Source organism: Streptococcus sp. HMSC064D12 (assembly GCF_001837205.1).
Lineage (GTDB): Bacteria > Bacillota > Bacilli > Lactobacillales > Streptococcaceae > Streptococcus > Streptococcus salivarius_D.
Map to the genome: position 1 here is coordinate 15520 of NZ_KV831722.1, position 23704 is coordinate 39223.

The window sequence follows — 23704 nt, forward strand, 5'->3', positions numbered from 1 at the left end:
AAGAAACACCAAGCGATTTTTATGAAACTAAAAATAACTCGAGTTTACAGCATGCAAATACAAATAGTGATAATTTGAAACGCCGAGGTGATTTAAACTTTTTTAGAGGGATAGAGAGATATGTCAAAGAAAGTAGCGTCAACTAAATTATTATCAGGTTTGTTTGTAGCCGGTGGTGTCCTAGGGATGAATCAGGTCGCCAAGGCAGATAACGTGGTCAGTTCAGAAGCAACAAAACCAGTTATTACAACTGAAGCAGATAACTTGGTGGTGGTACCAACTGAGGCCGTTGCTCCAGTAGCGACAACAGAAGTAGGTCCATCATCTGCCGCTGTTGCGACAGATACTGCAACAACAGCGACAGCTTCTACAATCTTTTCACAAGCTGTGCCAGAAGAGAGTGCTAGTTCAGAAACGCTTGTAGCCAGTGAAGCATTAGCTCCTGAGTCAGCTGCTGTGGAAACTATCACATCATCATCTGATAATGCTACTGAAGCAGGACGCCATTCAACTGCTCAAGTAACACCAGTTACAGAAGTGACAGAGCAAAACTTGAATGGTGATGCCTACTTGACAGATCCAGAAACAACAAAAGCAGCCTATAGCAAGACAGATGGTGATATTAATTATTCCGTTGTTGTATCTAATCCAACAGCAGAAACTAAGACGATGACTGTCAACTTGACACTTCAACATGCTTCAGAAATCATCGGTCAAGATAACGTTGACCTTACGCTAGCGGCAGGAGCTTCAGCTAAGGTTTCAAACTTGACAGTAGCGTCAGAGTGGTTGACAAACAATACAGGTTACTTGGTGACAATCAGTGTCAATGATAAATCAGGTAGTACTTTGTCAAGCAAGCGTGCTGGCTTGTCTGTTGAAGATGATTGGACAGTTTTCCCACGTTACGGTATCGTAGCAGGTTCGCCAACTGATCAAAACAGTATTCTTGTTAAAAATCTTGAAGCCTACCGTAAAGAGCTTGAGCTCATGAAGTCTATGAATATCAACTCATATTTCTTCTATGATGCTTATAACGAAGCTACAGATCCTTTCCCAGAGGGTGTCGATAGCTTTGTTCAAAAATGGAATACCTGGAGTCACACTCAAGTTGACACTAAGGCTGTTAAAGAATTGGTTGACCAAGTTCATAAGTCAGGTGCTGTTGCCATGCTTTATAACATGATTTCAGCAGATTCAAATCCAAAGAATCCAGCCCTTCCACTTGCTGCTTTGGCTTATAACTTCTACGATAGCTTTGGTAAGAAGGGTGAACCGATGACTTACACTATCGGTGATAACCCAACTCAAGTTTACTATGATCCGGCGAATCCAGATTGGCAAAAATACATCGCAGGTGTCATGAAGTCAGCTATGGATCGTATGGGATTCGATGGTTGGCAAGGTGATACAATTGGTGACAACCGTGTGACTGATTATGAGCACCGTAACAGTACAGACGAGGCTGACTCACACATGATGTCTGATTCCTATGCGTCATTTATTAATGCCATGAAGGACCTCATCGGTGAAAAGTACTACATCACAATCAATGATGTTAATGGTGGTAATGATGATAAACTAGCCAAGGCACGTCAAGATGTTGTTTATAATGAGCTTTGGACAAACGGTGGTTCAGTTATTCCAGGACGTATGCAGGTTGCCTATGGTGATTTGAAAGCACGTATCGATATGGTACGCAATAAAACTGGTAAATCACTTATCGTTGGTGCCTACATGGAAGAACCAGGTATTGACTATACTGTTCCTGGCGGAAAAGCAACTAACGGTGCGGGTAAAGATGCCCTTGCTGGTAAACCATTGCAAGCTGATGCGACACTTCTCGTAGATGCGACAGTAGCTGCAGCCGGTGGCTATCACATGTCCATTGCAGCCCTTGCCAATGCTAATGCAGCCCTTAACGTTCTTCAAAGTGCCTATTACCCAACTCAATACCTCAGTGTGGCTAAGGACACTATTCGTAAGCTTTACAATTACCAACAGTTCATCACTGCTTATGAAAATCTTCTCCGTGGTGAGGGTGTGACAAACAGCACTCAGTCTGTATCTACAAAGAATGCTTCTGGTGAAATCCTTTCTAAAGATGCTCTTGGTGTGACAGGAAATCAAGTTTGGACATTTGCTAAATCAGGAAAAGGTTTCTCAACTGTTCAAATGATTAATATGATGGGCATCAATGCGGGCTGGCATAATGAAGAGGGTTATGCGGACAATAAAACACCGGACGCTCAAGAAAATCTCACAGTTCGTCTTAGCCTAGCAGGTAAAACGGCTCAAGAAGCTGCTAAAATTGCCGATCAAGTCTATGTGACGTCACCAGATGATTGGGCAACTTCAAGCATGAAGAAGGCACAAGCAAGTCTTGAAACAGATGAAAATGGTCAACCAGTGCTTGTCATTTCAGTTCCTAAACTAACTCTTTGGAACATGCTCTATATCAAGGAAGACACAACAGCAACACCGGTAGAACCAGTTATCTTGAAACCAGTTACTAACCAAGCTGGTAAGAAAGTAGATAATACCGTAACATCTGAAGCAAGCTCAGAAACAGCTAAATCAGAAAATACAACAGTAACCAAAGATTCAGAGTCTCCAACTGATACTAAACCATCTGTTGAAGCTCCTAAACTCGATGAAACAACTAAACCAGCACCATCAGTTGACGAGTTAGTAAACTCAGCAGCTGTTCCAGTGGCGATAGCTGTGTCAGAGACCGCACATGATAAGAAAGATGACAACTCAGTATCTAATACGGATCAAGGTACAGTAGCATCAGATTCAATCACTACACCAGCTTCAGAGGCTGCAAGCACAGCTGCCTCAACAGTCTCATCAGAAGTATCAGAAAGTGTAACAGTATCATCGGAAGCATCAGAAACTGAAAATAGTTCAGTAGCATCAACTTCAGAGTCAGCAATTTCAACGACGACAGCAATTTCAGAATCACATGCAGTAGTTGAACCAGTGGCTTCTTTGACAGAATCAGAGAGTCAGGCAAGTACTAGCCTTGTTTCAGAAACTACAAGCACAATTGTCTCAGTTGCTCCGTCAGAAGTATCAGAAAGCACAACAGTATCATCTAAGGTCTCAGAAACTGATATTATCTCAGAAGCATCAACTTCAGAGACTTCAGCATCTGAATCAGAGACTTCAATCAGCACAGTCGTTTCAGAATCAGAAGTAGTTGAAGAACCAGCTGTTTCATTGACAGAATCAGAAAGTCAAGTGAGCACTTCAGAAGTGACTTCAGCGATTTCAGAAACAGTAAGCACATCTGAGGAAGTCATCCTTGATGGACTATCAGAAAACATCAATAGTTGGAATAGACTCTCTGTAGCTCCTCGCGTCTCAGAAACCTTGCCAAGTACTTCTGAAACGATTACAGAAGCAGCGTCACTCTTTAGCAACTATGCAAGATATTCAGAAACAGCAAGCTCAGAATCCCACTCTATGGTAGCAGCTTCTTCAGAAGCCTCTATTGAAAAATTAGCAGTATCTATCTTGAAAGATACTGAGGGTGGCTTGTACGATGCAACAACAATCAGAAATATTGTTGAGATGATTGATAGCATTACAACAAAGGTCAGCTATACTCGCAGTAGCCGTCAAGACCTTGTCAATACAGCTTCGTCAGATAACACTTACAATGGTAGTCAAGATCTTAACCTTGCAAGTAAGACAACGACGCAAGCAGGTGAAAAAGGAACAACTGAAGATCTTAAGGCTACAATTGCTAAAACAGCAAAATCTCACAAGTGGGGAGAGCATGCTGTAGCTATCCTTACAGCTATTGTCCTTGCAGGTGCGGCAACCCTTGCAGCTCTTCGTAACTTCTTGATGTCAAAAAAAGTTGATAAATAATAAGTAGAACTCTTTGTGTAAACAAGGAGTTTTCTTTATACTGGCTGCTATTTTTTCTGAAAATTGTGATACAATAGAAATAGTTTGAATATTGTGTCAAAGGAGAGCCAATGATTACTGCAAATGATATCGTAAAGGCTAATGAAGTCTTAAAAAACGTGGTGGAACGCACACCACTAGATTTTGATCGCTACTTATCTGAAAAATACGGGGCGACCATTTATATTAAAAAAGAAAATATGCAAAAGGTACGCTCTTTCAAATTGCGTGGAGCCTACTATGCTATCCATCAATTGAGTGATGAGGATAAGGCGCGTGGTGTGGTTTGTGCATCAGCCGGAAACCATGCTCAGGGGGTTGCCTACACTTGTAACGAGATGAAGATTCCGGCAACCATCTTTATGCCAGTAACAACGCCTCTCCAAAAAATTGGTCAAGTCCGTTTCTTTGGTGGCAAGTTTGTAACAATCAAATTGGTAGGAGATACCTTTGATGCTTCTGCTCAAGCAGCACAGGAATATACCAAGTCTGAAGGGATGACTTTCATTGATCCATTCGACGATTATAATGTCCAAGCAGGTCAAGGAACTGTTGCTTATGAAATTTATGAGCAGGCTCAAGAGGAAGGTGTTTCCTTCGATAGTATCTTGGTTCCAGTAGGTGGTGGCGGCCTTATCTCTGGTGTAGCTACTTATATCAAGGATGTAGCACCGTCTATGGAGGTTATTGGTGTTGAGGCTAGTGGTGCTCGTAGTATGCGTGCTGCCTTTGACCGTGGTTATCCTGTAAAACTCGAAGAAATTGATAAGTTTGCGGACGGGATTGCTGTTCAAAAGGTAGGTGTCAAGACCTATGAAGTCGCACGTAAATATGTTGACCGCCTCTTGGGAGTTGATGAAGGCTTGATTTCAGAAACCTTAATTGATATGTACTCTAAGGTTGGTACCATTGCAGAACCCGCAGGTGCGGCGTCAGTAGCGGCTTTGGAAGTGATTAAAGATGAGATTAAAGGAAAAACCATCGTCTGCATCATTTCAGGTGGTAACAATGACATCAACCGTATGCCAGAGATGGAAGAACGTGCGCTTATCTACGATGGTATCAAGCATTACTTTGTGGTTAACTTCCCACAACGTCCTGGTGCCCTTCGTGAATTTGTAAATGATATCTTGGGACCAAATGATGATATCACTCGTTTTGAGTACATCAAACGAGCTAATAAAGGAAAAGGCCCAGTTCTCATTGGTATAGCTCTTAGTGATAAGAACGACTATGATGGACTTCTCGAGCGTCTTTCTGCCTTTGACCCAAGTTATATCAACCTTCACGGTAACGAAACACTATACAATATGCTTGTCTGAGGATAGGTTCAGATAAGAAGAAAAGAACCGACGAAAGTTGGTTCTTTTCTACTTTGACTTAGCTATAAAGTGGTACTAATGCCTTATCTTCAAACTAAAACCCCAGTATTTCTACTGAGGTTTTCTTTATTCGATAATTAAGAGTCCATCTTTAATGGCGAATGGATTGTCTTTATTGATGCGGTCATAGAACATGATACCGTTAGTATGGTCGATTTCGTGTTGAACAACGATTGAGTTGTAACCACGGAGTTTAACACGTTGCTTTTCGCCTTCTTTGTTGAAGTATTCAACAGTTACACGAGCATGACGAACCACGTAACCAGGAACGTCGCGATCAACTGAGAGGCATCCTTCGCCATCGCCCAAAGCAGCATCCTGAACAGAATGGGCAACTACTTTAGGGTTGTACATGATTTCTTGAAGGCTATATGCTTCTTTTGGTGGATTACCTTCAGCATCTTCAGGGTTTGGAACGAGAACAGCGATAATGCGTTTTGAAATATCTAATTGAGGGGCTGCAAGACCGACTCCCCCACGAAGCCCCATTTTTTCGGCAATAACAGGATCTTGTGAGTTACGAAGAAACTGCATCATTTTTTCACCTAGGATAATGTCTTCGTCTGATAGTGGGAAGGTTACATCTTCAGCGACAGCACGCAAGGTTGGATTTCCTTCGCGAATGATATCATTCATATCAATCATATGGCTGGCGCGGATAATTTTGGTTTGAGCGTCCATTTGTTTACCTCTATTTTCTTTGATTTACTTGTTTATAACTATAGCACAAAAGGGTTGAAAATTAAACCATCAAGGGTTAAAGTGAGGCTTTTTCTAATCGATAAAAGCCAGTTTTTCCAAGGTTTGTCTCTCTAAAATACGATAGGTCTTAAAAGCCTCTTTTTCGATAATTCCCTGGTCGATAAATTGTTTGATAACTCGCTGTACATGACGATAGCTAGTCCCAAAACGGGAAGCTAAAATGGATGGCGATAATTGAAAGATATTCTCTTCTTCACTATTCAAAATATGGGTGGCCAGACGCTCTTTGACAGAGTAACTAGCATTCGTTGAAGCAGTGATACCTTGCTTATGCAGTGCCATAGCCAGGTTACGTCCAATTTGGTAGAGAAAAACAGGGTCTTTGAGGAGTTCTTCTTTATTATTTAATGGGAGCTGAACTGCTTGAACCTCTTCTAAAGCAATGACTGATGATCCTGCTGGTTGGTTGGTCATAAGTTCTACATCTCCCAATATTTGAGGTTGATTGAGCGTTTCTAGGATATGTTCTTTACCATTGAAGAGAGAACGAACAATTTTTACCTTTCCTGATAAAATGTAGGTCAGCTCAGTGATAGCTTGCCCTTGGGTACAAATATAATCGTTCTTTTGAAAGGTGACTTTCTGTAATTGGTTGAGGTAGGGGGGTGGAAAGACCTGGTCAAGTTGAGGTCTTATGGCATGATTACGCATACATCTCCTTTTTTAGGACCTAGGTCCTATTTTTAAAAGTCTCCTTAGATTATAATGAAAAAATAACTATTAGACAAGTAAGGAAAGGATGTTCTTATCCCTATATTATGACACGAATTTTAGAAAAAATGAGCCTGCTTGGGCTATCCTTGCTCTTGATTTCGGCCTTTTCGATTTCAACAGCGTTACCACCTATGTTGGACTACTATAGCCCAACCTTTTCTGCCGCTCAAGTGGAGCTTTTAGTATCTGTCCCTTCATTTTCCGTAGTAGCGATGCTCTTACTTAATTCATTTATTGACAAATGGCTAAGTGATAGACAGCTAATTGTGACTGGATTGCTCTTACTTAGTAGTGCTGGGATTTTTCCTTTTTTTGTACAAGCCTATCCTCTTGTCTTACTGTCACGTATTGCTTTTGGAATGGGGATTGGTCTTATCAATGCTAAGGCGATTGCCATCATCAGCCAACGTTATCAAGGTAAAGAACGGGTTCAGATGTTAGGTATTCGTGGCTCCATGGAGTTGATTGGTGGAGCTTCTTGTTCTCTTTTAGTTGGACAATTACTGAAAATTCATTGGACCTTTGCCTTTCTTATCTATGGTTTTGGTTTTGTGATTTTGATTATGTATCTCCTTTTTGTGCCAACGATGGAGCAAGTGGAGAAGAAGCAGATTACAAAAAGAAAACAAGTTCTGAACAAAAAAGACCTGGGTATGATTCTTGGCATGGCTCTTTTAGCAGGTTTTGTCATCTGTATCAATTCTTCGATTAGTTTGCGCGTACCTCTGTTTCAAGTTGCTGGTAAGACTATTGAAAGTGGTCAATCAGCCTTAGTACTGAGTTTAGAGCAGGGAATTGGAATTGTAGCTGGACTGAGTTTCGCCTCGCTTATAGGACATTTTAAAAATCGTCTTTTGACTATAGTGATGTTCTTGTTAGCGGTTTGTCTCTTTGGGATGTCAGTGGCTGGTAACTTACCGATTTTGATTTTATCTTCAGTTGGTGTTGGTTTCTTTTATAGTATTATTTTGACAATTATCTTTAACCGACTTTCTGAGTCTATTGCTAGAAATCTGTTGAACAAGGCGACAGCCTATGTCCTCTTAGGGTGTAACCTAGGGTCAGCCATTTCCCCTTATGTTTTGAAATTATTGGCACTCATATCTCCAAGTTTTAGTTGGATTTTTCTAGCTTATGCTATCGTAAGTTTCCTACTTTTCCTTGGATTCTTTCTAAATGCAAAAATGGCCAAAAAAGTCTAAGCTTCAAAAACTTAATCAGTGAAATCTTGCGATTGACAAAGATTAGTAGATGAGCTAAAATAGAGAGGTCGTAAAGACAAACCAACTCTTTCTTGGTTTTAGGAGAGCCAATCCTAAGACTCGGATGGAGCAAAAAAAGGAGAAAAAACATGGCAATCTCAAAAGAGAAAAAAAATGAAATCATTGCTCAATACGCACGTCACGAAGGTGACACTGGTTCAGTAGAGGTTCAAGTTGCTGTCCTTACTTGGGAAATCAACCACCTTAACGAACACATTAAACAACACAAAAAAGACCACGCTACTTACCGTGGTTTGATGAAAAAAATCGGTCACCGTCGTAACTTGTTGGCATACCTTCGCCGCACAGACGTTAACCGTTACCGTGAGTTGATCAGCTCACTCGGACTTCGTCGTTAATTCAAGATACAAGTGCCTAGGCCTTGTTCAATTGAATACACGAAAATGGAACTGCTCTATGATGGGGCAGTTTTTTTATTCATTAGGATTTTATCCCGAGTTCAAAACAGCTCTCTAGATGTAGAGGGATGTTTTTCTGTGTTCCTCTAAAAATTTCTGACGTTGATTAATCTATAGAATAAAAAAACTCCAAAATTAATTCTGGGAGTTTTTTAACTTAAAATCTTTTTGATAACTGTTTGAAATTGAGGGAGTTGATGAATAGCAGTTCCGACAAGGATACCTAACATATTTAAGGTGATATCTCCCAAATCAAAGACTCCTAAATGTCCGAAGTATTGAATGGATTCGACGGAGAAAAGGGTAAGGAGACAGAGTAGGAGATTACTCAATCGTGAAGAAAAGAGGAGTCCCAGAGGGATGAACATTAACAGGTTCATGATGGGAACGAAGTGGCTGCCCCAGTATAATTCCCGAGCGAAGGAAAGGGGGTTAAGTGAGAGACCTTGGGTACCAATGTTTTTCAAGAAAAGTAGGTAGAAGAGAGCAAGAAAGTAAATGAAGTAGAGTAGGAGTAGTGTCTGTTTTTTTAGCTTTCTAGTAAGAAGGAGTTTCAAAAAAGCGTAGACAAAGTAACTCAGTAGGACAATAATGACTAGGTTGAGTAAGACTTGAAAGTAGGAGCCATAATGGGCGATGTAATGAACGTACTGTTCGAGATGTCCCCTATAAAACCAATAAGACAAGGCCAGTGAGAGGATTCCTAGTAAGATGTTACTCAATGTTTTTAATGTTTTTGCCACTTTGCTCCTCCATTTGCATATGATGAGTACACATTATATAAAAAAACGTTTAAAGAAAGTTAAGAAACTGTAACGAAGTTTTGATAGAATAAAAGGATAAGGCAGAATCAAAGACTAAAAAAGGACTTTGAAACAGCAACTCTACTTTTGACTAACAATTTAATGATTTTTGTAAACAGGCTATGAAAGCTTATAAAATAATTAAATTTTAAAAATTAGGAGTCAGCATCTTGTTTCAGGATTATTAAAATGTTATTATATAGTAGTGAATTTTTAACATAAAAAGGAGTTCGTCTTATGAATAAAAAGGTTTTGGCGACAGCTGGAATTGCAGCACTTGCAGTTTCTGCTACAGTTGCTAAAGCTGATGAGGTAACGACAAACGATCAAGCCTCAACAACAGCATCAGTATCATCGACAGCTACACAAGCTGTCCCAACTCAAGCCCAAGTCGAAGCGGCTAGAGAACAAGCCAGCGCTGCAAATCAAGCAGTATCGCAACAAGAGTCAGTTGTTGCTAATCATGAAGCAGCTGCAAACCAGGCTCAAGCAAACCTAGCGACAGCAGATGCTAACTTGCAAAAGGCACAAACAGCAGCCGATGAAGCAAGTCCAGAAACTATTGCTGCCGCTCAAGGTCAAGTAACTACTGCTGAAAATGCAGCTAAGGAAGCTAAGTCAGCAGTTGAAACAGCTCAATCAGCAGAAAAAACTGCCAAAGATGCAGCAGACAAACAGCAAGCTGTCGTTAATACAGATCAAGCTAATGTCAATGCTAAAGCTAGTGAAGTTGCTAATGCTCAAAAATCAGTAGATGCCGCTAAAGCAGCTCTTAATGGTTCTAGCGCTTCTGAGGCAGCTTCTAACCAAGCTAAAGCACGATCAGCTTTTGATGCTGCAACAGCAGCTGAGAAAAAAGCTCAAGAAGAATTGGCAGCCGCTCAGGTAGCTGATAAAGAAAAAGCCACTGCTATTTCAGCTAAAGAAGGGCAATTGACTGCAGATCAAAATGCAGCAAACCAAGCTAAAGCAGCTTATGAGACTGCTCAAACAGTAGCTAATGAAAAGGCAGCCGCACTTGCAGCCGCTGAAGCAACTAAGAAAAAAGCAGAATCTTCAACAACTTCAACAGCTAATGTTCGTCAAAAATTCTCAGTGTCACAAGAGTATGTCAATGCTCTTAAGATTCATGAGTCTAAAACAGTGACAGCAGCAGAAAAAGCTCAAGCTGAACAAGTCTTGAAGAACGTTAATAAACGTGATCGTGGTAACAATAGTTATCAAGATAATGAAGCGGATAAAAATGTTAAAATTAGTGATTTGAATAACCTTAGTGAAGCTCAAATTACAGATTTGTCATTGTATGCTTCAAGTTTGATTAACCAAATTCGTACAGCCTTTGGTACAACTCAAACATCTGTTTCAAAAGGTAGTGTTCTTGCGGCTGACCGTGTTTCAGACGGTTATGTAGCAGATAACTGGGGTTGGGAAGCTATTACCCATAAACGACATGATAGTGCCGCCCTTGACCGTGCTGGTAAGTCATTTAATAGTGTAAGTATTGGTGAAAACCTTAATACATGGCAAGGTTTGACAGGACCATTTACTCTTAACGACATTAAGAAATATGTCTATGAAGCTATGCTTGACTTCATGTTTAACGGTAATGAGTGGAACCATGCTCGTTCTATCTCTGGACTTACAGCAGATGGTGGTGAGTCTTACATTGGAACAGACATCAGTGTTGTTGCCGGTGCCTTTAACGTTCACGTAAACAATGTCAATAAAAATTCTATCGCTTCTGATAGTAGCTTTGACACAACTAAGATTGCTAACCCATATGAAGGTAACCAATCTCAATCATCTTCAAATGCAAATCTTGCTGCTGCAAAAGCAGCTTATGAAGCTGCTAAGCAAGCTAACGCTCAAGCTCAAAGTGACTTGGCTAGCAAGAAAGCGGCTTCTGAGTCAGCAACTCTTAAGCTTAAGAATACTCAGTCAGAACTTGCAGCTCTTAAAGCGACTGCAAGCAAGTTGGCAGCTGCTCAGAATAACCTTTCTGAAAAACAAGCAGCCCTTGCAACTGCTAAATCAGAATTGGAAAAAGCTAACGCTGCAGTTGAAAACCTTAATGCTAACGCACAAGAAAAAGCAGCAGCCCTTAGCAAAGCTCAAGCAACTCTTGATGAAAAACAAGCAGAGCTTCAAACAGCTAAAGCTAAACTTGCGACAAGCTCTGCAACCTTGCAACGTTTGACAAATGCATACAACGCTGCTAAGCAAGATACTGCTAAGAAACAAGTAGCATTGACACAAGCTAACCAAGCTTTGACTGCTGCTAAGAACCGTCTAGCAGCCCTTACAAATGCTTCAGGTAACCTGGCTAAGGCTAAAGCAGAACGTGCAACAGCCTTTGCTAAATTTACTGCAGCCAAAGGTGCTCTTTCAACTGAACGTGCGAAACTTGTTGAATTGTCTGCTAAACGTGATAAATTAACGAGCGAATACACAACTGTTCAAACAGCCTTCGATAACTACATGAAAGCTAAGGCAGACAAAGAGCTTCAAACACAATTGGCTAAAGAGTATGCTAACATTACATCTAAAGGTCTTACACCAGTACCTGTTTACGATGTAGATGGTAAGGTTATTGCTTTCACAACACAAGAACAAGCAGCTCAAACTGTAGCTCAGGTTCCTGTAAATTATGGTCAAACAAAAGCTGAGAAACAAGCTCCTGTACAAGAAGCAGACAGCTTGCCAGAAACAGGTGAGTCAACTACAGCAGGATTCAGTCTTGTAGGTCTCTTCATGACACTATTGGCCTTCCTTGGTTTCGTTGACAGACGTACACGTCGTAACTAATCATAATAAAAAAACGGCAACTGCCGTTTTTTTTATATGCCTGAGAATCTAAAAAAGTTAAGGTCGAAACCTTAACTTTTTCGTATTTAACCCAAGAAACGTTTAAGGAATTCCTTAGTACGTTCTTCTTTAGGATTTTCAAAGATTTGTTCTGGGCTACCTTGTTCAGCGATTACCCCTTTATCCATGAAGATGACACGGTCTGAAACATCACGTGCGAACTCCATTTCATGGGTAACGATAATCATGGTCAAACCAGTTTCGGATAGCTCCTGCATAGTCTTGAGTACTTCCCCTACCATTTCTGGGTCAAGGGCTGAAGTTGGTTCGTCAAAGAGGATGGCTTCTGGATCAACAGAGAGGGCACGAGCGATTGCTACACGTTGTTTTTGTCCCCCTGAAAGTTGTTTTGGTTTAGCTTTCCAGTATTGTTCCCCCATACCAACTTTCTCCAAGTTAGCTTTGGCGATGCTTTCAGCTTCTTTACGGTCACGTTTGAGAACAGTTGTTTGAGCTACGATAGCATTTTCCAAGACATTAAGGTTTTCAAAGAGGTTGAAGGATTGGAAAACCATACCGAGTCTTTCACGATAGGTAGTGAGGTCGTAACCTTTTTCAAGGACGTTGTCTCCATGATAGAGGATTTCACCACCTGAAGGTGATTCGAGTAGGTTAATAGAGCGAAGGAAGGTTGATTTCCCTGAACCTGAAGAACCAATAATTGAGATAACCTCACCCTTTTTGACACTGAGGGAGATATCTTTGAGGACTTCATTTTTTCCGTATGATTTTTTGAGGTTTTTAATTTCTAAAATCGTCTCAGTCATTAGTGAACCCCTCCTTGTGTGTAAGTATCTTGATCCAAACGGCGTTCTACATAACGCAAGATGCGTGTCACTGTGAAGGTAAGGACAAAGTAGATTGCTGCGATAACAAAGAATGTTTGGAAGTATTGATAAGTTTGGCTTGCGACAGTGTTACCTGCGAAGTAAAGTTCCACAACAGAGATAACGTTCAAAACAGAGGTATCCTTGATATTGATAACGAACTCATTACCAGTAGCTGGCAAGATGTTACGGATAACCTGTGGAAGAACAATCTTACGCATGGTTTGACCGTGGGTAAATCCAAGAGCAGTTGCAGCTTCAAATTGTCCTTTATCTACGGCGAAGATACCACCACGAACGATTTCACTCATGTAGGCTCCGGTGTTGATAGAAACGATGAAGACAGCTGCTAGGGTACGGTCAATATTGATACCAAAGGCCTGGGCAGTACCGTAGTAGATAACCATAGATTGTACAATCATTGGCGTACCACGGAAAACTTCGATATAGACATTAAGCACCCAACCGAAGAGTTTTTGGAGCAAGGCTACAAATTTATTAGTAGCCTTAGGAGCTGTGCGGTAAACACCAATCATAAGACCGATGAAAGTACCCACAACTGTACCGATAATTGAGATAAGAAGGGTAATTCCTGTACCACGTAAGAATTGTGGCCAGTTCTTAGCGATGATATTGCTCATCTGACTAAAGAAGTTTCCTTTTTTAGCCTCATCAGTCTTATCTGCAGGTTGGATGTCAATGATGTGATCCATCAGTTTAACACGTTCCTCTTGGCTGATTCCAGCAAGGACCTTATTGACTTGTTCCATTTGCTGGCTGTCTCCTTTGCGAAGACCGACGGCCAAGGAGACGTCATCGTCTGAAACCTGGAAACCACCATCTTTAAGCGTAATCATCTTATATTTTGAGCTAGCTTCTTCGGCAGTTTTTGCTTCAGGACGCTCTGAAACATAACCATCGATGATACCTGATGCAAGGGCTTGGCGCATAGCCCCAAAGTCTCCCATAGCCGTTTGTTTGCTGACACCTGGGATTTGGTCAATCAAATTATAGAGATAAACCCCTTGTTGAGCTGTGATTTTAGCATCCTTGAAGTCTTTGAGACTCTTAGCGTTGGCATAATCACCGTCTGAGCTGACAACCATGACAGGTTCGCTTCGGTAGTAGCTGTCTGAAAAGTCGATTTCTTGACGACGTTCAGCTGTTGGGCTCATACCTGCGATGATCATATCGATTTTGCCGGAAGTGAGGGCAGGAATCAAACCTGTCCAAGCTGTTTTGACTACCAAGGGTTTCTTGCCTTGAGCTTCAGCGATTTTTTTAGCGATTTGCACGTCATAACCGTTGGCATACTGTTTGGTACCTTCGATTGGAACGGCTCCGTTTGAGTTATCGTCCTGCGTCCAGTTGAAAGGTGCATAGGCAGCCTCCATACCGACACGGAGATACTCGTCTGCTTGAGCGCTTGATACCCCACCAAAAACGAGGAGGAGCGCTGCAAAGCAGGCTACAATAATTTTTTTCATTGAAACAATGTCTCCTATAAAAATGTCATACCTTACTATTTTACAGGAAATTAGGATTAATGACAATAAGTTGGGATTAGAAAAACAATCTCTATACCAAGATTGTCTTCAAATACAAGTTGTAATTTGATATAATAGGAAGGACGATTTGGAGCCTTGATCATTTTTGGTGTGATGAGGCTAGCATTTTAAAACGGAGATAATTATGCAAACGGCACAATTTATTATTGAATTACTAAAAGCAGTCTTTCTTGGGATTGTCGAAGGTATCACTGAGTGGCTACCGATTTCATCTACAGGTCACTTGATTTTGGTGAATGAATTCTTGAACTTGAGACAAAGTAAAGATTTCATCGATATGTTTAATATCGTTATCCAACTTGGTGCTATTCTTGCGGTTATGGTCATTTACTTTAAACGTTTGAATCCCTTCCAACCTGGTAAGACAGCACGTGAAGTGCAATTGACTTGGCAACTTTGGCTCAAGGTGGTCATTGCCTGTATTCCTTCAGCCTTCTTTGGTCTTCTTTTAGATGACTGGATGGAGGCCCATCTCAGTAATTTCTTTGTAGTAGCTATCATGTTGGTAGTCTACGGGATTGCCTTTATTTGGATTGAGGACCGCAATCGACGTGTAGAACCTAAGGTAACGGATTTGGCACGTATGTCTTACAAGACAGCTTTCTATATTGGTCTTTTCCAAGTCTTGAGTATCATTCCAGGGACAAGCCGTTCAGGTGCTACTATTCTTGGGGGTATCATCGTTGGTACTAGTCGTAGCGTAGCTGCTGACTTTACCTTCTTCCTTGGTATTCCAACCATGTTTGGTTATAGTGGCCTTAAGGCGGTTAAGTATTTCATTGACGGGAATACCTTGACAGGTGGACAAGTGGCTATTCTCTTGGTAGCTAGTGTGACAGCCTTTGTTGTCAGCTTGTTCGTGATTCGCTTCTTGATGAATTATATTAAGAAACATGATTTCACAGTTTTCGGAAAATACCGTATCGTGCTTGGTATTATTGTGCTTCTCTATGGAGCTGTCAAACTTATTTTCGGATAATTACTTTTCAGCTGGTTTAGAGATCATTTGTGGATAAGTTTTCCAAAGATAAGGTAAGCTAGCAACCATAGGACCAGTCCACAAGTTAAGAAACTAGCTAGGATTTTCAAGAAGTCCACGACATTATGCAAGGGATACCATCCGGATAAACAGAGAATTGGAAGGATGGTAACACACATGATAGAGAAGTGCAGAAGTGATTGCTGTTTGAGCGATAAACGGTTATCGTCGTAAATGGGAGCAGTTGCTAGTATGATGGCTACGATTAGCCCCGTAAGAAAGGTAGATTTGTTTACTTGATGAGGTTGCCCCGACAAGTAGAGAAAGAGTGTTAATAAACTCGTTATTCCTCCAGCAATGCTAGCTCGCAGCCACCCTTTTTTATAGGCAGTCATGGTCATCACCTCCATGTATATCTTCACTTTTATTATACTCCAATCTAGGATAGATGACAGGTATAAATGGTGAAATACAAGGTCTTGATAGCATTAAGAAGTTTTTAGAAAACCTTTCCTAAATGAGACTCAAACTTGTTCAGAAATTGCTATCTCTTGGCTTTTCTAGTATAATGAAATAACTACTCGTGCGAGGTTTTTTACATATGGAAATGAAACAAATAAGCGAGACAACTCTAAAAATCATGATTACCATGGAAGATCTTGAAGAACATGGTATGGAATTGAAAGATTTCTTGATTCCCCAGGAAAAAACAGAGGAATTTTTCTATACTGTCATGGATGAGTTGGACTTGCCTGATAACTTTAAAAATAGTGGGATGCTGAGCTTCCGTGTCACGCCACGCAAGGATCGTGTGGATGTCTTTGTGACTAAATCAGATCTTAAGGAAGACCTTGATTTCAATGATTTGTCAGATATGGATGACTACTCAGGGCTTTCTCCAGAAGAGTTCCTAAAGGCCCTTGAGGGTAATTTTATGGACAAGGGTGACATCGAAGCACACCATAAGCTTGAAGAGCTTGAAAAGACCTTGGAAGAGGTTGATAAAGCTATGACAGAGCCTACTAAGGAAGTGGCTGAAGAAAATATTCGTGAAGACTATACCCACTATGTCTTGGCCTTCTCTGATTTTGATCAAGTGGTGACTTTTACGCAAGGTTTGAAGGATGTACCTGTTGAAGGTTCTGAGCTTTATAAACTTGGGGATGTCTACTACATGACGATCCTTCTTTACTTGGCTGATGAGCCTGATTATTACGCGAACAATATGTATGCGCGTTTTCTTGAATATGCGAATGTGGCAGACCGAACACGTGCCTACCTACAAGAGCATGCAACAATCTTGATGGAAGATGATGCTTTACCGGTACTACAAGCAACGAAATGGAGCTAAGACATGCCTTGGACCATTAACTATATATTCGTTTTGATTGGGACCTTTTTGATTGCCATTGTAGCGACCCCTTTGGTACGTTCTTTGGCCTTACGTGTCGGAGCTGTTGACAATCCCAATGCAAGACGTATCAATAAAAAGCCTATGCCCAGTGCTGGTGGTCTAGCTATTTTGTTGGCCTTTGTACTAGCGACCTTGGTCTTTATGCCTATGATTATCCATAAGGATATTTGGCATGTTTCCTACGTCAGGTACATTTTGCCGGTTGTTGTGGGAGGATCTGTCGTAGCTCTGACTGGCTTCATTGATGATATCTTGGAATTAAAGCCTCTACCTAAGATGCTTGGTATTGTTATTGGAGCTGTCATCGTTTGGGCTTTTACAGACTTCCGATTTGATAGCTTTAAGATTCCATTTGGTGGTCCCATGATTCATTTTGGGCCGGTCTTGACCTTGATTTTAACGGTGTTATGGATTGTGGCCATCACCAATGCCATTAATCTGATTGACGGTTTGGACGGCTTGGTTGGAGGCGTTTCCATCATTTCCCTTATGACTATGGGGGTGATCTCTTATTTCTTCCTCTATGATACTGATATTTTCTTGACCATGACTATCTTTGTCTTGGTGGCTGCCATTGTGGGCTTCTTCCCTTACAATTATCATCCAGCGATTATCTATCTAGGTGATACGGGGGCGCTCTTTATTGGCTTTATGATTGGTGTCTTGTCATTGCAAGGATTGAAAAATGCAACTGCAGTGGCTATTTTGTCACCTGTTATTATCCTTGGAGTGCCTATTGTTGACACAGTGGTAGCTATTGTCCGCCGTAAATTGTCAGGGCGCCCAGCCATGGAGGCTGACAAGATGCACTTGCATCATCGCCTTCTAGCTATGGGCTTCACTCATCGAGGAGCGGTTCTGGTGGTTTATGCCATCGCTATCCTCTTTTCATTGATTGCCCTCCTGTTAAACGTTTCTAGCCGTCTCGGTGGTATTCTCTTGCTCTTGAGTTTGATTTTGGGAATGGAAATTCTGATTGAAGGGCTTGAGATTTGGGGCGTTGGTCGAACACCACTCTTCAACCTTCTGAAATTTATCGGGAATAGTGATTATCGCCAAGCAACCATGTTAAAATGGAAGCAAGGGCGAAAAAATTAAACATTTGAAAAGCCAAGTAATGGCTTTTTTGTTATAATGACTCTAATTAAGGAAAATGGAAGTTCTCTTTTTATTTTCCAGAAAATAGCAAGACTATTTTCGAAAAAATAATGCAATTTAGCGAGCAAGTGCTCGCTGTATATATGAAAAAGGAGTATACAATGTCTGTACTTGAAATCAAAAATCTTCATGTTTCTGTTGAAGATAAAGAAATCTTGAAGGGTCTTAATTTGACTCTTAAAACTGGTGAGATTGCTGCTATCATGGGTCCTAACGGAACTGGTAAATCTACCCTCTCAGCTGCTATTATGGGTAACCCAAACTATGAAATCACAGAAGGGGACATCCTTTTTGATGGTGAAAGCATCCTTGACTTGGAAGTTGACGAACGTGCACGCCTAGGTCTTTTCCTTGCTATGCAATACCCAGCTGAAATCCCAGGGATCACAAATGCTGAGTTCATCCGTGCAGCTATGAACGCTGGTAAAGAAGATGACGAAAAGATTTCTGTTCTTAATTTCATTACTAAATTGGATGAAAAGATGGAATTGCTAGGTATGCGTGAAGAAATGGCTGAGCGTTACCTTAATGAAGGTTTCTCAGGTGGTGAGAAAAAACGTAACGAAATCCTTCAATTGCTCATGTTGGAACCTAAGTTTGCTCTTCTCGATGAGATTGACTCAGGTCTTGATATCGATGCCCTTAAAGTGGTTTCAAAAGGGGTTAACGCTATGCGTGGCGAAGGCTTCGGTGCTATGATTATCACTCACTACCAACGTCTCTTGAACTATATCACTCCAGATGTCGTACACGTAATGATGGAAGGTAAAGTGGTTCTTTCAGGCGGTCCTGAATTGGCTGCTCGTCTTGAGCAAGAAGGTTATGCGAAAATCGCTGAAGAGCTCGGTTACGAGTACCACGAAGAAGCGTAAGTCTGTTACTCGAAATAACTAGAAAAGGAGTAACCTATGTCAAAAGAATCTATTATCGCTTTTTCACAAGCAAAAGCAGAGCTACTTTGGTTGCAAGACCTTCGTCAAGCAGCCTTTGATAAGCTTGAAAGTTTGGCTCTTCCAAAAATTGAGTGTGTTAAATTCCACCGTTGGAATCTCGGTGATGGAACGATTACTGAAAATGAACCATCAGCAAATGTGCCTGATTTTACAGCGCTTGGAAACAACCCTAAATTGGTCCAAGTAGGAACAAATACTGTTCTTGAACAATTGCCAGCTGACTTGATTAGCCAAGGTGTGGTCTTTACAGATCTTACGACTGCTCTTGAGGAAATCCCAGAAGTCGTTGAAGCCTTCTTTGGTAAGGCTGTGGCCTACGATGAGGACAAATTGGCAGCTTATAACTATGCTTATTTCAATAGTGCAGCAGTCCTTTATGTACCAGATAATGTTGAAATTGACTTGCCAGTTGAAAGCTATTTTTACCAAGATGGAACTTCAAATGTTCCATTTAACAAACACGTTTTGATCGTAGCTGGTAAAAACAGTAAATTGACTTACCTTGAGCGTTTTGAAACGCTAGGTGAAGCGACTGAAAAAGCTAGTGCCAACATTTCGGTTGAAGTCATTGCTCAAGATGGTGCACAAGTTAAGTTTGCGGCTATTGACCGTTTGGGTGAAAACGTCACAACTTATATTAGTCGTCGTGGTCGTATCGGTCGTGATGCCAGCATTGACTGGGCTCTCGGGATCATGAACGAAGGCAATGTTATTGCTGACTTTGATAGTGACTTGATTGGCAATGGAAGTCATGCCAACCTCAAAGTTATTGGTCTTTCATCAGGGCGTCAGGTTCAAGGAATTGATACTCGTGTGACTAACTACGGTAACAACTCTGTGGGACATATCCTACAACATGGTGTTATTTTGGAACGTGGTACTTTGACTTTCAATGGTATTGGCCACATTGTCAAAGGTGCTAAGGGTGCTGATGCACAACAAGAAAGCCGTGTGCTTATGCTTTCAGACAAGGCACGTTCAGACGCCAACCCAATCCTCTTGATTGACGAAAATGAAGTTACAGCAGGACATGCCGCTTCAATCGGTCAGGTGGATCCAGAGGATATGTATTACCTCATGAGTCGTGGACTTGATCAAGACACTGCAGAACGTTTGGTTATCCGCGGTTTCTTGGGAGCAGTTATTACTGAAATCCCAGTTAAGGAAGTACGCGATGAAATGATTTCTGTAACTGATACAAAACTAAACAAACGTTAGAAACTATCGACTCAGATAGTCTAACCTATGGTATATCTAGATAGGGAGATAAGATGTCAGCTTTAGATGCCTATAAGATTCGACAAGATTTTGCCATTTTAGATCAGGTAGTTAATGATGAACCTTTGGCATACTTGGATAATGCAGCAACGACTCAGAAGCCTCAAGTAGTTTTGGACACTCTCATGGCCTACTATCATGAGGACAATGCCAATGTTCACCGTGGTGTGCACACTTTGGCTGAGCGTGCAACAGCTGCTTACGAAGTTAGTCGTGAAAAGCTTCGTCAGTTTATCAATGCTAAATCAACCAAAGAGGTCCTCTTTACACGTGGAACGACAACTGGTCTTAACTGGGTTGGTCGTTTTGCAGAGCAGGTTCTTGAGCCAGGAGATGAGGTAGTTATTTCAATTATGGAACACCACTCGAATATCATTCCTTGGCAGGAAGCTTGTAAGAAGACAGGGGCTAAACTTGTTTATGCCTACTTGAAAGATGGCCAATTGGATATGGAAGATTTGGCCAACAAGATTACTGAAAAGACAAAATTTGTCAGTCTAGCTCAGGTCTCTAACGTTTTAGGCTGCATCAATCCTGTCAAAGAAATTGCCAAGCTTGCCCACCAAGTTGGTGCCTATATGGTGGTGGATGGTGCCCAATCGGCGCCTCACATGGCCATTGATGTTCAGGATTTGGATTGTGATTTCTTCACCCTTTCTGGCCATAAGATGTTAGGTCCAACAGGGATTGGGGTTCTTTATGGCAAGGAAGAGATTCTTAACCAGATGAATCCGATTGAATTCGGTGGTGAGATGATTGATTTTGTTTATGAACAAGAAGCCACTTGGAAGGAATTGCCTTGGAAATTTGAGGCTGGTACACCTAACATTGCGGGGGCTATTGCTCTTGGAGCTGCTGTGGACTACCTCTCTGCTTTAGGCATGGAAAATATTCATGCTTACGAGCAAGAATTGGTAGACTATGTTTTGCCTAAGCTTCAGGCGATTGATGGTCTGACAGTCTACGGTCCAGAAGATCCTAGCCAGCATGCAGGTGTTATTGCCTTTAATATTGATGGGCTTCACCCTCATGATGTGGCGACAGCTCTTGATTATGAAGGAGTGGCAGTGCGTGCGGGTCACCACTGTGCTCAGCCTTTAATTAATCATTTAGGAATCTCATCAGCTGCCCGAGCAAGTTTCTATATTTACAATACTAAAGAGGATTGCGACAAGCTTGTGGAGGCAATTCTTGCGACGAAGGAGTTTTTCAATGGCACTCTCTAGACTAGATAGTTTATATATGGCTGTTGTGGCCGATCACTCTAAGAGCCCTCACCATCATGGTGTCCTACCAGATGTGGAGCAACTTCAACTGAATAATCCGACTTGTGGAGATGTTATCAATCTGTCAGTTAAATTTGATGGTGACGTGATTGAAGACATTGCCTTTGCTGGTGATGGTTGTACTATTTCTACAGCTTCATCAAGTATGATGACGGATGCAGTTATTGGAAAAACCAAGGCAGAGGCTTTGGAACTAGCGGAGATTTTCTCTCTTATGATTCAAGGAAAACATGACATCGCTACAGGTAAATTAGGTGAAGCTAAGCTTTTGGCGGGGGTTTCTAAATTTCCACAACGTATCAAATGTGCAACACTCTCTTGGAATGCGCTCAAAAAAGCCATAGAGAGAAGCGAGCTTTAGGAAGTCAAGGAGCAGTTAGTCTCCTTGCCCAAGTAAAAAGGAAAACGAATCAAACCTTTAATAAAGGAAAATACTATGACTGAAACAAATGAAAAAGTAGAACCAAAACCCATTGATTTGGGGGAATATAAATATGGTTTCCATGATGATGTGACACCAGTCTTTTCAACAGGAAAAGGAATCAGTGAAGATGTGGTCCGTGCCATGTCTGCTGAAAAAGGGGAGCCTGAGTGGATGCTTGAATTCCGCTTGAAATCACTAGAAACCTTTAAGAAAATGCCTATGCAAGAGTGGGGGCCAGATCTTTCGGAAATCGACTTCGATGACTTGACATATTTCCAAAAAGCGTCAGACCGACCTGCTCGTGACTGGGAAGATGTACCTGAAAAAATCAAGGAAACCTTTGAACGTATTGGTATCCCCGAAGCTGAACGTGCTTACCTGGCAGGGGCTTCAGCTCAGTATGAATCAGAAGTGGTTTACCACAACATGAAAGAAGAGTATGACAAGTTGGGTATTATCTTTACAGATACGGACTCAGCTCTTAAAGAGTACCCAGAACTCTTCAAGAAGTACTTCTCAAAACTGGTTCCACCAACAGACAATAAATTTGCGGCCCTTAACTCTGCCTTCTGGTCAGGCGGTACCTTTATTTATGTACCTAAAGGCGTCAAGGTGGATATTCCGCTTCAAACCTACTTCCGTATTAACAATGAAGCAACTGCCCAGTTTGAACGTACCCTTATCATCGTTGATGAAGGTGCCAGCGTTCACTATGTGGAAGGCTGTACGGCACCAACCTATACTTCAGCCAGTCTTCATGCAGCCATCGTTGAAATCTTTGCACTTGAAGGAGCTTATATGCGTTATTCAACCATTCAAAACTGGTCAGATAGCGTCTATAATTTGGTAACCAAACGTGCCACTGCTAAGAAAAATGCTACGGTTGAGTGGATTGACGGTAACCTTGGTGCTAAGAAAACAATGAAGTACCCTTCGGTTTACCTAGATGGTGAAGGTGCACGTGGGACTATGCTTTCTATAGCTTTTGCCAATGCTGGTCAGCACCAGGATACAGGAGCTAAGATGATTCATAATGCGCCACATACATCATCATCTATTGTCTCTAAATCAATCGCCCGTAATGGTGGTAAGGTTGACTATCGTGGCCAAGTAACTTTCAATAAGGACTCTAAGAAATCTGGTTCCCACATTGAATGTGATACGATCTTGATGGATGATTTATCTAAGTCAGATACGATTCCATTTAATGAAATTCACAACTCACAAGTTGCTCTTGAACACGAAGCTAAAGTTTCTAAGATTTCTGAAGAGCAACTCTACTACCTCATGAGCCGTGGACTTTCAGAACAAGAAGCAACTGAAATGATTGTCATGGGATTTGTGGAACCATTTACCAAAGAACTTCCAATGGAGTATGCTGTTGAGCTTAACCGCTTGATTAGTTATGAAATGGAAGGATCAGTTGGGTAAAAATAAGCTTGTGTATAAATACAAAGTAAACTGAGAATTAGTCCAAAATACTATAAGGTTAAGATATGCATCTTAGCCTTTTTGTTTGGATTGATTGTAAAAATTCTATAGCATTGTGAAAGAAGAGCTATAGATGCACAATTTTTGGATATTTATAGTCTTTTTAGAGGCAAACATAACTGAATTGTCGAATTATTCAGAATTAGGTCTTTACTTTAGAATGTTTTAAGGTATAATTATACACGAAAGTAAATTTTT

At 41.1% G+C, this 23704-nt stretch carries 19 protein-coding genes; 13 read left to right on the forward strand and 6 right to left on the reverse strand.

Going from position 1 to position 23704, the window contains the following annotated elements; translation table 11 throughout:
* Nucleotides 1-120: 120 nt before the first annotated feature.
* Nucleotides 121-3882: a glycoside hydrolase family 66 protein gene (locus HMPREF2697_RS00940; RefSeq protein WP_049529349.1), complete on the forward strand. Its 3762-nt coding sequence runs from the start codon at nt 121-123 to the stop codon at nt 3880-3882.
* A 110-nt stretch (nt 3883-3992) separates the two neighbouring features.
* Nucleotides 3993-5243: a threonine ammonia-lyase IlvA gene (gene ilvA, locus HMPREF2697_RS00945; RefSeq protein WP_002883616.1), complete on the forward strand. Its 1251-nt coding sequence runs from the start codon at nt 3993-3995 to the stop codon at nt 5241-5243.
* A gap of 126 nt (nt 5244-5369) precedes the next feature.
* Here the strand turns inward: ilvA and def are convergent, their stop codons facing one another.
* Both def and HMPREF2697_RS00955 read right to left on the reverse strand, forming a co-directional pair.
* Complete coding sequence (def, locus tag HMPREF2697_RS00950) at nt 5370-5984, reverse strand: peptide deformylase (protein WP_002883663.1); 615 nt, start codon at nt 5982-5984, stop codon at nt 5370-5372.
* A 93-nt stretch (nt 5985-6077) separates the two neighbouring features.
* Nucleotides 6078-6716, reverse strand: a complete 639-nt coding sequence (locus HMPREF2697_RS00955; protein WP_013989967.1) for a Crp/Fnr family transcriptional regulator — start codon at nt 6714-6716, stop codon at nt 6078-6080.
* A 107-nt stretch (nt 6717-6823) separates the two neighbouring features.
* Here HMPREF2697_RS00955 and HMPREF2697_RS00960 point away from each other — a divergent pair, with 107 nt between their 5' ends.
* Both HMPREF2697_RS00960 and rpsO read left to right on the forward strand, forming a co-directional pair.
* Nucleotides 6824-7981: an MFS transporter gene (locus HMPREF2697_RS00960; RefSeq protein ID WP_070849248.1), complete on the forward strand. Its 1158-nt coding sequence runs from the start codon at nt 6824-6826 to the stop codon at nt 7979-7981.
* Nucleotides 7982-8130: 149 nt separating this feature from the next.
* A complete protein-coding gene (gene rpsO, locus HMPREF2697_RS00965) occupies nt 8131-8400 on the forward strand; it encodes a 30S ribosomal protein S15 (protein WP_002883618.1) in 270 nt (89 codons plus the stop codon).
* A gap of 212 nt (nt 8401-8612) precedes the next feature.
* Here the strand turns inward: rpsO and HMPREF2697_RS00970 are convergent, their stop codons facing one another.
* Nucleotides 8613-9203, reverse strand: a complete 591-nt coding sequence (locus tag HMPREF2697_RS00970; RefSeq protein ID WP_049529346.1) for a VanZ family protein — start codon at nt 9201-9203, stop codon at nt 8613-8615.
* Between the two features lie 297 nt (nt 9204-9500).
* Between HMPREF2697_RS00970 and HMPREF2697_RS00975 the strand changes: the two genes are divergently transcribed.
* Entirely contained in the window at nt 9501-12068 is a 2568-nt protein-coding gene (locus HMPREF2697_RS00975) for an SEC10/PgrA surface exclusion domain-containing protein (protein ID WP_049529345.1), read from the forward strand.
* Between the two features lie 86 nt (nt 12069-12154).
* Here HMPREF2697_RS00975 and HMPREF2697_RS00980 read toward each other — a convergent pair whose 3' ends face one another.
* Nucleotides 12155-12895, reverse strand: coding sequence for an amino acid ABC transporter ATP-binding protein (locus HMPREF2697_RS00980; protein ID WP_002886432.1), 741 nt, complete (start codon nt 12893-12895; stop codon nt 12155-12157).
* Nucleotides 12895-14442 carry an ABC transporter substrate-binding protein/permease gene (locus tag HMPREF2697_RS00985; RefSeq protein ID WP_002886433.1) on the reverse strand — a complete coding sequence of 516 codons (1548 nt, stop codon included), beginning with the start codon at nt 14440-14442 and terminating at the stop codon, nt 12895-12897. Before HMPREF2697_RS00985 ends, HMPREF2697_RS00980 begins: the two co-directional genes overlap by 1 nt.
* A 205-nt stretch (nt 14443-14647) precedes the next feature.
* Here HMPREF2697_RS00985 and HMPREF2697_RS00990 point away from each other — a divergent pair, with 205 nt between their 5' ends.
* Nucleotides 14648-15502, forward strand: coding sequence for an undecaprenyl-diphosphate phosphatase (locus tag HMPREF2697_RS00990; RefSeq protein ID WP_002883622.1), 855 nt, complete (start codon nt 14648-14650; stop codon nt 15500-15502).
* Between the two features lie 23 nt (nt 15503-15525).
* Here HMPREF2697_RS00990 and HMPREF2697_RS00995 read toward each other — a convergent pair whose 3' ends face one another.
* Nucleotides 15526-15897, reverse strand: a complete 372-nt coding sequence (locus HMPREF2697_RS00995; RefSeq protein ID WP_002889766.1) for a DUF3021 family protein — start codon at nt 15895-15897, stop codon at nt 15526-15528.
* Nucleotides 15898-16103: 206 nt separating this feature from the next.
* Here HMPREF2697_RS00995 and mecA point away from each other — a divergent pair, with 206 nt between their 5' ends.
* The 7 genes from mecA (at nt 16104) to sufB (ending at nt 23446) form a co-directional block, all read left to right on the forward strand.
* A complete protein-coding gene (gene mecA / locus HMPREF2697_RS01000; RefSeq protein ID WP_002886435.1) occupies nt 16104-16853 on the forward strand; it encodes an adaptor protein MecA in 750 nt (249 codons plus the stop codon).
* A gap of 3 nt (nt 16854-16856) precedes the next feature.
* Complete coding sequence (locus tag HMPREF2697_RS01005; protein ID WP_045769206.1) at nt 16857-18014, forward strand: glycosyltransferase family 4 protein; 1158 nt, start codon at nt 16857-16859, stop codon at nt 18012-18014.
* A gap of 161 nt (nt 18015-18175) precedes the next feature.
* On the forward strand, nt 18176-18946 hold the full coding sequence (gene sufC, locus HMPREF2697_RS01010; protein ID WP_045769207.1) for a Fe-S cluster assembly ATPase SufC: 771 nt from the start codon (nt 18176-18178) through the stop codon (nt 18944-18946).
* Nucleotides 18947-18982: 36 nt separating this feature from the next.
* The gene (sufD, locus tag HMPREF2697_RS01015) at nt 18983-20245 is read left to right on the forward strand and encodes a Fe-S cluster assembly protein SufD (RefSeq protein ID WP_002886437.1); all 1263 of its coding nucleotides are present in this window, start codon (nt 18983-18985) and stop codon (nt 20243-20245) included.
* Nucleotides 20246-20298: 53 nt separating this feature from the next.
* Nucleotides 20299-21531: a cysteine desulfurase gene (locus HMPREF2697_RS01020; protein WP_070849251.1), complete on the forward strand. Its 1233-nt coding sequence runs from the start codon at nt 20299-20301 to the stop codon at nt 21529-21531.
* Complete coding sequence (sufU, locus tag HMPREF2697_RS01025; RefSeq protein WP_002886440.1) at nt 21518-21952, forward strand: Fe-S cluster assembly sulfur transfer protein SufU; 435 nt, start codon at nt 21518-21520, stop codon at nt 21950-21952. The genes HMPREF2697_RS01020 and sufU overlap by 14 nt, the downstream gene beginning before the upstream one ends.
* 75 nt (nt 21953-22027) lie before the next feature.
* A complete protein-coding gene (gene sufB / locus HMPREF2697_RS01030) occupies nt 22028-23446 on the forward strand; it encodes a Fe-S cluster assembly protein SufB (RefSeq protein WP_045001978.1) in 1419 nt (472 codons plus the stop codon).
* Nucleotides 23447-23704: the final 258 nt, after the last annotated feature.

Excerpts from the sequence above, each read along its gene's own strand:
- HMPREF2697_RS00940 (WP_049529349.1), top strand. The coding sequence starts at position 121 with ATGTCAAAGAAAGTAGCGTCAACTAAATTATTATCAGGTTTGTTTGTA.
- ilvA (WP_002883616.1), top strand. The coding sequence starts at position 3,993 with ATGATTACTGCAAATGATATCGTAAAGGCTAATGAAGTCTTAAAAAAC.
- def (WP_002883663.1), bottom strand. The coding sequence starts at position 5,984 with ATGGACGCTCAAACCAAAATTATCCGCGCCAGCCATATGATTGATATG.
- HMPREF2697_RS00955 (WP_013989967.1), bottom strand. The coding sequence starts at position 6,716 with ATGCGTAATCATGCCATAAGACCTCAACTTGACCAGGTCTTTCCACCC.
- HMPREF2697_RS00960 (WP_070849248.1), top strand. The coding sequence starts at position 6,824 with ATGACACGAATTTTAGAAAAAATGAGCCTGCTTGGGCTATCCTTGCTC.
- rpsO (WP_002883618.1), top strand. The coding sequence starts at position 8,131 with ATGGCAATCTCAAAAGAGAAAAAAAATGAAATCATTGCTCAATACGCA.
- HMPREF2697_RS00975 (WP_049529345.1), top strand. The coding sequence starts at position 9,501 with ATGAATAAAAAGGTTTTGGCGACAGCTGGAATTGCAGCACTTGCAGTT.
- HMPREF2697_RS00980 (WP_002886432.1), bottom strand. The coding sequence starts at position 12,895 with ATGACTGAGACGATTTTAGAAATTAAAAACCTCAAAAAATCATACGGA.
- HMPREF2697_RS00985 (WP_002886433.1), bottom strand. The coding sequence starts at position 14,442 with ATGAAAAAAATTATTGTAGCCTGCTTTGCAGCGCTCCTCCTCGTTTTT.
- HMPREF2697_RS00990 (WP_002883622.1), top strand. The coding sequence starts at position 14,648 with ATGCAAACGGCACAATTTATTATTGAATTACTAAAAGCAGTCTTTCTT.
- HMPREF2697_RS00995 (WP_002889766.1), bottom strand. The coding sequence starts at position 15,897 with ATGACTGCCTATAAAAAAGGGTGGCTGCGAGCTAGCATTGCTGGAGGA.
- mecA (WP_002886435.1), top strand. The coding sequence starts at position 16,104 with ATGGAAATGAAACAAATAAGCGAGACAACTCTAAAAATCATGATTACC.
- HMPREF2697_RS01005 (WP_045769206.1), top strand. The coding sequence starts at position 16,857 with ATGCCTTGGACCATTAACTATATATTCGTTTTGATTGGGACCTTTTTG.
- sufC (WP_045769207.1), top strand. The coding sequence starts at position 18,176 with ATGTCTGTACTTGAAATCAAAAATCTTCATGTTTCTGTTGAAGATAAA.
- sufD (WP_002886437.1), top strand. The coding sequence starts at position 18,983 with ATGTCAAAAGAATCTATTATCGCTTTTTCACAAGCAAAAGCAGAGCTA.
- HMPREF2697_RS01020 (WP_070849251.1), top strand. The coding sequence starts at position 20,299 with ATGTCAGCTTTAGATGCCTATAAGATTCGACAAGATTTTGCCATTTTA.
- sufU (WP_002886440.1), top strand. The coding sequence starts at position 21,518 with ATGGCACTCTCTAGACTAGATAGTTTATATATGGCTGTTGTGGCCGAT.
- sufB (WP_045001978.1), top strand. The coding sequence starts at position 22,028 with ATGACTGAAACAAATGAAAAAGTAGAACCAAAACCCATTGATTTGGGG.